The organism is Hymenobacter frigidus (genome assembly GCF_014640435.1).
Taxonomy (GTDB): Bacteria; Bacteroidota; Bacteroidia; order Cytophagales; family Hymenobacteraceae; genus Hymenobacter; species Hymenobacter frigidus.
Window position 1 is genome coordinate 80305 of sequence record NZ_BMGY01000001.1, and the last position, 11985, is coordinate 92289.

Here is an 11985-nt window from a genome sequence, read left to right on the forward strand (position 1 = left end):
GGCAGTAACTTGCCGCCCACGGCCATTTCTATGTTGATGAAGGTAAATTTCTGCTTTTCCGTTTCCCTTTTCCTCGCGGTGGTATTGCACGGGGTGCTGGCCCCCGTCGCCCACGCCCAACGCGCCGATAATAGCCGGCCGGCCAATGACCCGTTCGGGCGGCGCGTGGTGCCGGCGCGGGCGGTGCCGGGCGGGCGATATGCGAGGCACGCCGTTCGGCATGACCAGACTGGGATGCCGCTGGGCATCCTCGACATTCGGGCCACCGATGGCAGCCTGCGTCGCATCCAGACCTGGGCACCGGGAGTGGTTAAAATCAGTTATTTCCCGACGGGACAGGCCGTCGCCGATTCATCGGTGAGCATGGTGCAACCGCCACAACCGGTGCAGTACGAAACATATTGCAACCACGGCTGCGACGGTCCGCCCTCGGCCGCAACGCTCAAAAGATATGGCCCCGATGTGTGTGCGGGTATCTCTGTTCTGCCCAGCAAGCTGGTGTTCAACATCAATTGTCAATCTATTAGCATCGACAAGCAAACGCTGGCCATAACGCTGGCCGACAGCCGCAGCACCGCTGCGGAATTGCTTGGCGAAGCCGCTAGCCCCTTTCGCCGCCAGGCTGCCCCTCCCACCCCGGCCAGCCGGCCCGAGCCCGGCGGCACGGCCGTGCGCTTCCGCCTCGCGCCGGGCGAGCGGCTCTACGGCACCGGCTCCCGCGCCCTGCCCGTGGACCGGCGCGGCTACCGCCTGGAGCTGTACAACCAGGCCCACTACGCCTCCCAGAACGGCGAGCCCAACCTGAACATTACGCTGCCCACGGTGCTCAGCAGCCGGGGCTATATGCTGTTTTTCGACCACCACGCGGCCGGCTACCTCGACCTGGGCAAGACCGATAAAAACGTGCTCGAATACGGCGGCGAGAACCTGACTTCCCTCTCCTACTTCGTGATAACCGGCCGCGACCAGGCCGAAATCCTGAATCGCTACACCGCCCTTACCGGCCGGCAGCCGCTGCCGCCGCGCTGGGCCCTGGGCCTGATTCAAAGCCGTTTCGGCTACAAGACCGAGGCCGAGATGCAGCAGGTAGCCACCCGGATGCGCCGCGAAAACTTCCCGCTCGATGCGCTGGTGCTGGACTTATACTGGTTTGGCGGCACCACCCGGCAGGGCAATTTGAGTTGGTATAAGCCCGGTTTTCCCGACCCGGTGGGCATGATGAGCAGCCTGAAAAAGCAGGGCGTGAAGACGATTCTGATATCGGAGCCCTATGTAATGCGCACCTCGCGCAACGACTCTACGGTGCGCACGCGGGGGCTGGTGGGCACCACGGCGGCGGGTAAACCGTTCACGGTGGCCTCGTTCTGGGCCGGGCCGGCCAGCATTCTCGACGTGTTTAAGCCCGCCACCCGCGCCTGGCTGTGGGGCTACTACCGCACCCTGCGCAATCAGGGCGCGGCCGGCTGGTGGTCCGACCTCGGCGAGCCCGAAAACCACCCCGAAGCCATGCAGCACGCGGCCGGCCCCACCCGGGCCGTGCACAACGCCTACGGACAGGTGTGGGCTGGTATTTTGCAGGACAACTACACCAAAGAATTCCCCGACGAGCGGGTGTTCAACCTGGCCCGCTCGGGCTGGGCGGGTCTGCAGCGCAACTCGGTGTTCCCGTGGTCGGGCGACATTCAGCGCTCCTGGAGCGGCTATCAGGCCCAGGTGCCCGTGATGCTGGGCATGGGCCAGGGCGGCGTGGGCTACATGCACTCCGACGCGGGCGGCTTCTGCGTGGGCGGCATCGACAGCGAACTATACACCCGCTGGCTGCAAATGGCCAGCCTCTGCCCCATCCTGCGGCCCCACGGCGAGGGGGTGCCGCCGGAACCGTACTACTACCCGGACCCGTATAAGAGCGCCGTGCGCAACGCCGTGCAGCTGCGCTACCAGCTGCTGCCCTACCTCTACACATTGGCCTGGCAGAACACGACCACGGGCGCGCCGCTGGTGCGCAGTATGGATTACGAAGCATCTTCGGTGTCATCGGCAGCCGCTGAAGCAGTCGCTGAAGCAGCCGCTAAAAAAGACGGATGGGGAGACTCTACGGCATCCTCTTTTCCAAAATCGACACGGGACGATGCGGTCTTGGCTACCCTGTCAGAAGCTTCGAACACGCAGTACCTTCTCGGGCCCAACCTGCTGGTCGCGCCCGTGCTGCACCCCAGCCAGCGGCGGCGCAACGTGGTGCTGCCCGGTGGCAATTGGATTGACTTTTACACCAACCAGACCTACGCCGGCAGCCGCACCGTAGGCGTGCCCGCGCCGCTGGCCCACACGCCCCTGCTGGTGCGCGCCGGGGCCTTCCTGCCGATGACGACCTACCGGCCCAGCACCGCCCAGTACCGGCCCGATACGCTGCTGCTGCGCTACTACCCCGATTCTAAGGTTTCCGAATCGGAGTTCACGCTGTATGACGACGACGGCCACACGGCCCAAGCCCTCGCCCGCCGCCACTACGAAACTCTGACCGCACGGGGCTTCTGCACGCCCACGCAGACGAACGTGATTCTGAGCAGCAACGGCAAGTATCCGGGGCAGCCGGTGTTTCGGCTGCTGCGGCTGCTGGTGCAGCGGGTGGCCGCGCCGCCCACCGCCGTGTATCTGGATAACCAACTGGCCCCGGCCGAAGGCTACACCTACGACCCCGTGAAGCACGAGCTGGAGGTGCATTTCCTGATGAACGCCGGTGTGGCCGTGAGCATCCGCGGCCTGCAATTGCTGGACGCACCTACCGGCAGCTCCGCACCCGAAACCCTGACACTGGAAGCACCGGACAGCCGCAGCTTCGGGCCGTATGGCACCACGCTGCACTACACCCGCCACCCCGGCAGCACCGCCGCGAATGCGCAGCTGCGCATTCGCAACGCGCAGGGCAAGGTGGTGCGCGTACTACCGCTCGAAACCAGCCCCGGCTCCCATGCCCTGCCCTGGGATGCCCGCGACGATGCCCGCCAGCCCGTGCCGCCCGGCGTGTACGTGGCCGAAACCGATGGCCAGCATCAGCGGCTGATTGTGACGCGGTAGAAGCAAGCGGAGTAAAACCAAAACGTTATGCAGCCTTTCAACACCGCCCGCCTCCACTTCCGCCCTTTCCTCGACAGCGACGCTGCGGGCATGTTTGCCCTCGATTCGGACCCGGCTGTGCACCGTTATTTGGGCGGTATTGGCGGCCGGCTGGTAACCGAGTTCAGCCAGAGCCTGGCCACGATTCACTTCATTCGAACCCAATACACGGCCAACGGCATTGGCCGCTGGGCCGTGCTGCTGCGCGAAACCGGCGAGTTCATGGGCTGGGCCGGCTTGAAGCTGGTAGCCGGACCGATGAACGGGCACCACAACTTCTACGACCTGGGCTACCGCTACCAGCCGCAGTACTGGGGCCAGGGCTACGGCTACGAAGCAGCCCAGGCTTGGTTCGACTACGGATTTCAAACCCTGCAGCTGCCCCGTATCTGCGCTTATGCTGATGCCAACAACGCCGGCTCGCGCCGGATTCTGACCAAAATTGGTTTGCAGCAGGGCAATGAATTTGTGGAAGATGGCACGCGTTGCGTGTGGTACGAGGCCGATAATTCGAGCCAAAAACTGCCTCAGCAAGCGTTTTCTTCCGTCTGAGATGCGCGGAGGGGTAGCGTTGCCGGCTACAACTTCGGAGAAACCCTGCCTACCTGCCGGGCCACCAACTGCACCCCCACCACCCAGCCCGTGGCCGCGGCCCAGCCGGCCAGCACGTCGGAGGGGTTGTGCACGCCCAAATACACGCGGGCCCAGCCCACGGCCAGCGCAAACAGCGGAGCCAGCCCCCACACCCACCGGCGGCGGTGCCGCCAGCACAGGAAGCCCAGCGCCGCGGCAATCGCCGCCGTGTCCATGGCGTGCCCGCTGGGGAAGCTGAACGTGTGCTCGGGCCGAATGCTGGCCCACAGCGCCGGCCGGGGCCGGGCCACCAGCGGCTTGATTATCTGCGTGAGCAGCATCGAGCCGCCCACTGATAGCGCAAACACCCAAGCGGCCCGCTCCTGCCGCCGCCGCCACAACACCAGCACTACCAGTAGCCCGGTGCCCACCATCGGCCAGGTATTGCCGATGATGGTGAGCAGCACGGCCAGCTTATTGAGCGCGGGCGTGGCGTGGCGGTGCCAAAACCGCAGCCCCGATGCATCCCAGCTCAGCCCACCGGCGTGCCCCACGGCCACCGCCAGCCAGCCAAAGACCGCCCAGGCCAGGCCCAGCGTCAGGAGCAAGGGCCGCAGCGATGGCTCCTGTCCGGGAGTGGGTATGGAGGGTGCGCGAAACGGGAGCATATCGAAGGTGGGCCGCAGTGAAAACCGCAGCAATAAACGGCGCGGACAGCTAAGGAGCCACACTGCGGGCCGCAGCGGGCGGCGGGGCTACCATACCGGGCCACAGCCGGTGCAGGCCCGCGCGCCAGAGCCGCCGCAGCTGGTGGAAGGCCGGCGAAAACAGTACGTGCAGCCCCGCCACCCAGCCCACCGAACCCGTCCAGCCGGCCAGCACATCGGAAGGAAAGTGCACGCCCAAGTACATCCGGCTCCAGCCCACGCCCAGCACAAACCCCGCTCCCAGGCTCCAAGCCAGCCACTGGCCCCGGCGCTGCCACACCAAAAACCCCAGCGCCGTGACCAGTGCCGCCGCCCCCATGGCGTGCCCGCTGGGGAAGCTGTAGTAAAACGCCGGCTTGAGGCTGGGCCACAAATCTGGCCGAGGGCGGGCAAACAGCACCTTTACCAACAAATTCAACGCCATGGCTCCGCCCACCGACAACCCAAAAAACCACGCCTGAAACCGGGTGCCCCACACGGCCAGCCCCAGCGTGATAAGCAGCGTGAGTACGCTCATGGGCAGCGGGCCGGCGGCGGCGGTGAGGGCCAGGGCCAGCTTATTGAGTTCCGGCGTGGTGTGGGTGTGCAGAAACTCCAGAATCCATTTGTCGCCGATGAAACCGCCGGACTCCCAGATGTCCTCGGCCACATTAATAAAGATGACCCACGGCGCTACCAAACCCAGCAACAGGGAGATTAGCAACAGTTTGTGCACGTGCAGGGCGTGGCGCAGGCTTAGCCAAAGGGAGCGCATGGCAGGGTAAATAGATTAAACGTCATGCTGGGCGCAACCGAAGCATCTCTACTGCTTCGTTGTAATAGTAAGAAGCTGTTTGAATTAGCTAAAATCATTCTAGAGCGGTCATGCTGAGCTTGTCGAAGCATCTCTACTGCTTCGCTTGAGCCGGTGCAACGAAGCGGTAGAGATGCTTCGACGAGCTCAGCATGACCGTTTTATTAACTCAAACTACTTCTAAGATAACTTACGCACTCCTTCCCACCGATTAGCCTCGTGTAACCACCCATTACTTCCCAAACTCCAGCACCCGAAACGTGCCGGGCACAATGCTCGGCCGGGGTCGCGGACTTTCGGCAGTGGGGGCTGGCGTGGGGCCGTAGTCGGCAGTGCAGGTGAAAATGTGGTGGGTTTGAGGGTCAAAAGCCATGGTGCGGGCCCCACGGGCGGTGGCCACGCGGGCCACTACGGTGTAGCTATCGGGCGTGTTCTGGTGAATAACGGTGAACGTACCCGAGCCGTTGGACGTGACGATGTTGCGCGTAGCCGGGTCGAAAACCGCGCCGTCGGTGCCCTTGGCGGTGGGCAGCACGGCAACCTGGCGACCGGTGCGGCTGTCGGTCACCACCAGCTTCTCGTTGGCGCAGCCGCTGAACAGGCGGTTGGTTTTGGGGTCGAGGCCCAGGCCGGTGGGCTCCTCGCCGGGAGCCAGGGCGTGGCGCTGGCGCACGGCCAGGGTTTTGGCATCGAACGCCACCACCTCGCTCGTGTTTTCGATGTTGAAGAAAATGGTGCCTTTGCCATCGCTCACGCCCTCTTCCACATCGCCGCCCAGCTCGGCGGTGCCCACCACGGCCCCGGTGGCGGCGTCGAGCACGGTGCTCCGGCCGCCGTCGTTGCTGAAAATAAACACCCGCTTCGAGTAGGCATCGTAGAGCAGCGCATCAGGCTTAGGGCCAGTGGGTATGGGCGCGCCAATGGGCTTGAGGGTTTTTAAATCAAACACCACGCAGGTATTGTTGCGGCCGCAGGTGATGTAGCCGCGCCCGGCCCCGGGCACCACCTCGATACCGTGCACGCCGGGGGTGTTGGGAATAGTGCCAATGCGCTGGTGGGTTTTCAGGTCCACCACTTCTATCTGGGTGCCGTGCGACACGTAGAGGCGCGTACCGGCGGGGTCTACGCGCAGGTAGTCCCAGCCCCCTTCGCCGCCGAGGGCAATGGTGCGCAGCAGGCGATAGGGCGCGGCCGGCACCCGGGCCGCCGGGGCCGGGGCATAAGCACTGCAGAGAGTCAGGGCCAACGGAGCGGCCAGCAGCAGGTTTTTCACAAGGAGAAGCTAGTGGTGAAGAGGATAGCGGCGAAGGTCGCGGCCGATTCTGTAGCCAAGCTGAAGCCGGCGGGCGGGTTGCCAGCAGCCCCGGCTTTCCAGCCGCCGGCCACCAGACCGGGGCGTCGTTATTTTGCGCCATGATTCACGCTCCGCTCCTGCGCCGGCTGCAGGCCCTGCTGCTACCCCTGCTGCTGCTCAATGCCTGCCAGTCCGGCTCCCGGTCCGCCCCCGAAAAAGAAGCCGCCGCAACGAGCGCAACAGCGCGGCCCGAGGCCGCCGCCTTCACCGTCCGGCACCCGGCCTGGGCCAGTAATGCCAGTATTTATCAGGTAAATGTGCGCCAATACACGCCGCAGGGTACGTTTCGGGCTTTTGAGACCGACCTGCCGCGTTTGCAGAAAATGGGCGTGGGCATTCTCTGGCTAATGCCCATCAACCCCATCGGCCTGAGCCAACGCAAGGGCACGCTGGGCAGCGCCTACTCCGTGCGCGACTACCGCGCCGTGAACCCCGACCTGGGCACGCTGGCCGATTTGCAGCATTTGGTGGACGCGGCGCACCAGCGGGGCATGCACGTCATTCTCGATTGGGTGGCCAACCACACGGCCTGGGACAACGCCCTCACCACCGAGCACCCCGACTGGTACTCCCGCGACAGCCTGGGCCATTTTCGCCCGCCCGTGGCCGACTGGCAGGACGTCATCGACCTGGACTACTCCAAGCCGGCCCTGCGCCAGTACATGACCGAAAGCATGGTGTACTGGGTGAAAAATGCGGACATCGACGGCTTTCGGGCCGATGTGGCCGGCCTCGTACCCACCGATTTCTGGAACGACACCCGCCGGGAATTGGAGCAGATAAAGCCCGTGTTCATGCTGGCCGAGTGGGACGAACTGTTCCCGCCCACCTTCATTTCCCGCAAAGAATTTGACCCCGCCACCCGCCTGCTCGAAAAAGCCTTTGATGCCACGTACGCTCTGCGCCTGCACGGCCTGCTCGACAGCCTGGGCCGGGGTCAGAAACCCACCACCGAGCTGGCCCGCTACTGGGCCGCCGAGCGCAACTTGTACCCCGCCGGCGTGAACCTGATGACCTTCACCAGCACCCACGACATCAACGCCTGGGACGGCAGCGAGTACGAGCGCCTCGGGGCCAACGCCCTGCCCGAAGCCGTGCTCACGACTCTCTGGCCCGGCATTCCGATGCTCTACAACGGCCAGGAAGCCGCCCTGAAAAAGCGCCTGCGCTTCTTCGACAAAGACACCATTCCGTGGAATAGCTACCCGCTGCAAGGCTTCTACACCACGCTACTGCAGCTGAAGAAGCGGCATCCGGCGCTGCGGAATTTCGATGCGCAGAGCACGTTCCAGTTGCTGCCCAGTCCGCCGCAGACGGTTCTTTTCGACCGCCGCCTGGGCACCGAAGCGGTGGTGGTAGCCGTGAATCTGAGCGACAAGCCGGCCGTCGTTGCCCTGCCACCAACCCCAACTGAAACGGGCTGGCAGTACCAGCCCGTGCTGACCTCAGCCAACCAAAACGCTGGCTCGATGAAAGTGGGCAGTCGTGTTACGCTGCCCGCCCACGGCTACGGCGTGTGGCAGCAGGCTGCGATGAAGTAAATCGGAGCCGTAGATTAATTTTCCCAAGCCCGGTCTTTTCTGAGCCATTCATAGCGCTTTCGCCCAACACCACACCCAAGGCTCGTTCCTGGGCTATAATCCCTAATTCCTCCTTATGCAAACCCGTGAACTCGGCCGCTCCGGCCTCGCTATTTCGCCCCTCATGCTGGGCGGCAACGTCTTTGGCTGGACCATCGACGAAGCCACGTCCTTCGCCGTGCTTGATGCTTTTGTGGCCGGCGGCGGCAATGCCATCGACACGGCCGACGGCTACTCGGTGTGGGTGCCCGGCCACGTGGGCGGCGAATCCGAAACCATCATCGGCAAGTGGCTGCGGCGGCGCGGCCGGCGCGACGATGTGGTCATCGCCACCAAAGTGGGCTGGGAAGTGAACGCCGATAACAAGGGCCTGAAAAAGGACTACATCCTGCGGGCCGTGGAAGGCTCCCTCAAGCGCCTCGGCACCGACTACATCGACTTGTATCAGTCGCATAAAGACGACCCCACCACGCCCGTAGCCGAAACTCTGGAAGCCTACGCCCAACTGGTGAAGGAAGGTAAAGTGCGCGCCATTGGGGCTTCCAACTTCACGGCCGCCCGCCTGAGCGAGTCCTTGGCCGCCAGCAAGCAGCACGGCTTCCCGCGCTATGAAACGCTGCAAAACCTATATAACCTCTACGACCGGGCGGAGTACGAAAAAGACCTCGCACCGCTGTTGCTTCCGGAAAATATTAGCGGAATTCCCTACTACGGCCTCGCCGCCGGCTTCCTCACCGGCAAGTACCGCACCGCCGACGACCTACAGAAAAGCGCCCGTGGGGCGGGCGTGGGCCAAAAATACCTGAACGAAAAAGGCCTCAGCCTGCTCACTGCTATCGACGCCGTGGCCAACCGCCAGCAGGCCACGCCCGCCCAGGTCGCCCTGGCCTGGCTGATGCAGGCCCCGGCCGTGACCGCGCCCATCGCCAGCGCCACCAGCGTGGGCCAGGTCACGGAGCTGCTCGAAGCCACGGAGCTGCGGCTGACCGCCGAGAATTTGGCGACGCTGGAGCAGGCGGTGTCGGTGTCAGCTGAAGCGGAGGCTAAAGCGTAGCGTGAGTATACAGAACGGTCATGCTGAGCGAAGTCGAAGCATCTCTACTGCAATACTAAATCCAATCGAAAGGATTAGTTGCGCGGTAGAGATGCTTCGACTTCGCTCAGCATGACCGTTCTTTTTTGTCGTTTAGCAGAAATCCTTACTGCGCCATTACGTCCGCGTATTCGTACAGCCGCCCCACTTCCAGCGGCTTGCCATCGGCTTCGGCGTAGGGGTACATGAAGTAGTTGAGCGGCGGGCCGGCCTGCTTGGGGGCCAGGGTCACGTCGCGGCCCCGGGTAAACTCCACGCGGTTTTCATCGTGAGCGCCGAAGAAGTAGGCGCGGCGGCTGGGGTCTTTGGCAGCTTCGGAGGCATCGACGGGCACCCAGCCGGTTTCCGGGGTGTAGAACTCGGCCCAGCAGTGGTAGCCTTTCACTTCGCCTTTGCCGCGCTGGGCGGGCAACGGCAGCCCAATGCTGAACCGCGCCGGAATGCCCAGCGAGCGGCAGTAGCCGATGACGATGGCGTGGAAGTCGGTGCAGTTGCCGCGGCGGGCATCGCAGGCGTAGTAAATATCGCCGCGGCCCCAGCCCTGGCCGGTTTTGTCGTAGGTCACGGTGCCGACGACGTGCTCATAAATAGCGCGGGCTTTGGAGAGCGGAGTCTTGGCATTGGCGTTGGCTACCACTTCCTCGGCCTGCTGCTTGATTTTGGCATCGAGCGGCACGAGGCGGTCGGGGGCCAGCCAGCGGGCCATGTCGGGGTCGGCTTTTTCCTTTTTGGCTTTAGCAGCAGCGGTAGCAGTTGGCGCGTTGGCGCGCAGGTTGAGGTGTTCGCGGCGCGTGATTTGAGCCGTGAGCTTCACCACCAGCGGCGCGGTGGGCAGCGTGGCCGGCTCGTACCTGGCAAGGCGCAGGTGCAGCATCTGGTTGCCGAACTCGCCTTTCTCGATTTTATACGGCACCGGCGAGTCAATTTTCAGGTCGCGCACGTCCTGGCTGGCATCGGTGTGGGGCACGGGCAGCCAGAGGTCCAGGGTTTTGGTGCCGGCGGGCGGCACGGGTACGGTGGCCGTACTGGTGAGCAAAAAGGTGCGGCTGCGCGGTACGGCGGCCGTTTGGGCCGAAGCGCTAAAGCCAGTCAGCAGCACGGCGGCACCCAATAGCCCCGCCCGAATGGCGGGGGAAATCAACAACGAAACATTCACGGCAACGGAGCAACAAGTCGCTGCTGGCGGGCGTCGGTCAGGCTGGTTCGGGACGTTTTTTTCTTTCCCGATTCAACGGCCACGGCCCCAAGCCACGCCCGTTGACGCGACGCCGCAACAGCGCCCGCCAGTCAGGACCAACCAGGCCCCAGCAGTGTGGCAAAGGTACGGCACGCCCGGCGGGACCAACCCCGCCAGGCCAACCACCACCGGGACGTCGCGTATTTGAGGCACTGCCTTTCGCTCCCATGCCTATGCTTTTCCTCGCTGAACCCGTTATTCCCTTCGACTGGCACCGCGTGCTGTTTACGGAAAACGCCTCACCTGCTTTCCTGCTCGAAGTCGTGTTTCGCTGCGTGGCTACGTACCTGATGCTGCTGGGAGCCCTGCGCGTGACGGGCCGACGTGGGGTGCGGCAATTGTCGATTTTTGAGCTAAGCATCATTCTGGCCCTGGGCTCGGCGGCCGGCGACACCATGTTTTACCACGATACGCCGCTGCTGCCCGTCCTCATCGTGTTCGTGATGGTGAGCGGGATGTACTGGTTTTTCAACCGCCTCACCGAATGGTTTCCGCGCTTCAGCGACTGGCTGGAGGGCAAGCCGGTGCTGCTGGTTGAAGACGGCCGCATCAACACGAAAAACCTCAACAACATCAACCTAACCCAGAAAGAGCTGTTTGGGGAACTCCGCCAGCAGCAGGTGGAGCACCTGGGCCAGGTGCGCCGGGCCTACATGGAAGCCACCGGCGACCTCAGCGCCTACTTCTTCGCCCCAGATGAAGCCGCCCCCGGCCTGCCCATCTGGCCCGAGTTGCTGGCCGCTTCACAGCGCCGGGTGGAGGCAGCCGGCCCGCACGCCTGCTGCAAATGCGGCCACGGGCAGGAGCTGGCCCGCGGCGAAGCGGCCACCTGCCCCATGTGCCAGGCCAACGAATGGGTGCCCGTGTGCGATGCCAAACGCCGGGCGTAACTGTTGCAACCAACGCGAATACTCCGTTGTCGATGTTTTATTTTTGTGCCGCCAGGGCTCGAAAGCGGATTTTGGCGGTCGTTGCTGGCGCTGGCAATTCTGCGGTGGCAGCGCAAGAAGGCGGCTAGCCGCAGCCGCAAAAACAGCTTTCAAACCCTGGTGGTTGTGTTCACACGGCGCGTTCGTCCGTATAGCTTTTCAATCCGCCTACAATCTGCTCATATCATCTGGCCATGTCTCCCGAAACCCTCGATTCCACGGCGCTGGCGCTGCTCTCGTTGCGCTGCCCCCGCTGCCACCAGGGCAGTCTTTTCAGCTATTCTGCCCTCAACATCAGCAAATTCGCCCTAATGCCCGAAAAATGCCCCGACTGCGGGCAGACGTTCGAACCCGAGCCGGGGTTCTATTTTGGCTCGATGTACATCACCTTCGCCTTCAACGTGGCCACGGTGCTGGTCATCGGGGTGCTGCTTTACTACTTGTTCAATAACCCCGACACGTGGGTGTACGTCGTGGTCGTGACGGTCGTCACGCTGCTGTCCACGCCGCTAATCCTGCGCTATTCGCGGGCGCTGATGCTGTACCTGTTTGGTGGCGCGCAGTACAACGCCAACTGGCGTACCCACCGCCGCTAAGCGGTTAAA

At 63.8% G+C, this 11985-nt stretch carries 10 protein-coding genes; 6 read left to right on the forward strand and 4 right to left on the reverse strand.

The genetic code is table 11. The features are described 5' to 3' along the window. The first annotated feature begins 36 nt into the window (after window positions 1-36). Window positions 37-3075, forward strand: a complete 3039-nt coding sequence (locus tag IEW17_RS00325; protein ID WP_188560017.1) for a TIM-barrel domain-containing protein — start codon at window positions 37-39, stop codon at window positions 3073-3075. A gap of 27 nt (window positions 3076-3102) precedes the next feature. Further along, window positions 3103-3666, forward strand: coding sequence for a GNAT family N-acetyltransferase (locus IEW17_RS00330; protein WP_188560018.1), 564 nt, complete (start codon window positions 3103-3105; stop codon window positions 3664-3666). A gap of 26 nt (window positions 3667-3692) precedes the next feature. Here IEW17_RS00330 and IEW17_RS00335 read toward each other — a convergent pair whose 3' ends face one another. The 3 genes from IEW17_RS00335 to IEW17_RS00345 form a co-directional block, all read right to left on the reverse strand. Continuing rightward, a complete protein-coding gene (locus IEW17_RS00335; RefSeq protein WP_188560019.1) occupies window positions 3693-4355 on the reverse strand; it encodes a phosphatase PAP2 family protein in 663 nt (220 codons plus the stop codon). A gap of 49 nt (window positions 4356-4404) precedes the next feature. Further along, a complete protein-coding gene (locus IEW17_RS00340; RefSeq protein WP_188560020.1) occupies window positions 4405-5148 on the reverse strand; it encodes a phosphatase PAP2 family protein in 744 nt (247 codons plus the stop codon). A gap of 271 nt (window positions 5149-5419) precedes the next feature. Beyond that, on the reverse strand, window positions 5420-6460 hold the full coding sequence (locus IEW17_RS00345; RefSeq protein WP_229748686.1) for a YncE family protein: 1041 nt from the start codon (window positions 6458-6460) through the stop codon (window positions 5420-5422). A 140-nt stretch (window positions 6461-6600) separates the two neighbouring features. On the opposite strand from IEW17_RS00345, the gene IEW17_RS00350 reads away from it, so the two are divergent. Together IEW17_RS00350 and IEW17_RS00355 are read left to right on the forward strand one after the other, a co-directional pair. Next, window positions 6601-8082 carry an alpha-amylase family glycosyl hydrolase gene (locus tag IEW17_RS00350; protein WP_188560021.1) on the forward strand — a complete coding sequence of 494 codons (1482 nt, stop codon included), beginning with the start codon at window positions 6601-6603 and terminating at the stop codon, window positions 8080-8082. Window positions 8083-8197: 115 nt separating this feature from the next. Next, entirely contained in the window at window positions 8198-9175 is a 978-nt protein-coding gene (locus IEW17_RS00355) for an aldo/keto reductase (protein ID WP_188560022.1), read from the forward strand. Between the two features lie 145 nt (window positions 9176-9320). On the opposite strand, the gene IEW17_RS00360 is transcribed toward IEW17_RS00355, so the two are convergent. Then, window positions 9321-10370 (reverse strand): transglutaminase-like domain-containing protein, encoded by a 1050-nt coding sequence (locus tag IEW17_RS00360; protein WP_229748688.1) that lies wholly within the window; start codon window positions 10368-10370, stop codon window positions 9321-9323. Between the two features lie 254 nt (window positions 10371-10624). On the opposite strand from IEW17_RS00360, the gene IEW17_RS00365 reads away from it, so the two are divergent. After that, on the forward strand, window positions 10625-11341 hold the full coding sequence (locus IEW17_RS00365; RefSeq protein WP_188560023.1) for a DUF421 domain-containing protein: 717 nt from the start codon (window positions 10625-10627) through the stop codon (window positions 11339-11341). 233 nt (window positions 11342-11574) lie between these two features. Then, entirely contained in the window at window positions 11575-11976 is a 402-nt protein-coding gene (locus IEW17_RS00370; RefSeq protein WP_229748690.1) for a DUF983 domain-containing protein, read from the forward strand. Window positions 11977-11985 lie beyond the last annotated feature (9 nt).

Excerpts from the sequence above, each read along its gene's own strand:
- IEW17_RS00325 (WP_188560017.1), top strand. The coding sequence starts at position 37 with ATGAAGGTAAATTTCTGCTTTTCCGTTTCCCTTTTCCTCGCGGTGGTA.
- IEW17_RS00330 (WP_188560018.1), top strand. The coding sequence starts at position 3,103 with ATGCAGCCTTTCAACACCGCCCGCCTCCACTTCCGCCCTTTCCTCGAC.
- IEW17_RS00335 (WP_188560019.1), bottom strand. The coding sequence starts at position 4,355 with ATGCTCCCGTTTCGCGCACCCTCCATACCCACTCCCGGACAGGAGCCA.
- IEW17_RS00340 (WP_188560020.1), bottom strand. The coding sequence starts at position 5,148 with ATGCGCTCCCTTTGGCTAAGCCTGCGCCACGCCCTGCACGTGCACAAA.
- IEW17_RS00350 (WP_188560021.1), top strand. The coding sequence starts at position 6,601 with ATGATTCACGCTCCGCTCCTGCGCCGGCTGCAGGCCCTGCTGCTACCC.
- IEW17_RS00355 (WP_188560022.1), top strand. The coding sequence starts at position 8,198 with ATGCAAACCCGTGAACTCGGCCGCTCCGGCCTCGCTATTTCGCCCCTC.
- IEW17_RS00365 (WP_188560023.1), top strand. The coding sequence starts at position 10,625 with ATGCTTTTCCTCGCTGAACCCGTTATTCCCTTCGACTGGCACCGCGTG.
- IEW17_RS00370 (WP_229748690.1), top strand. The coding sequence starts at position 11,575 with ATGTCTCCCGAAACCCTCGATTCCACGGCGCTGGCGCTGCTCTCGTTG.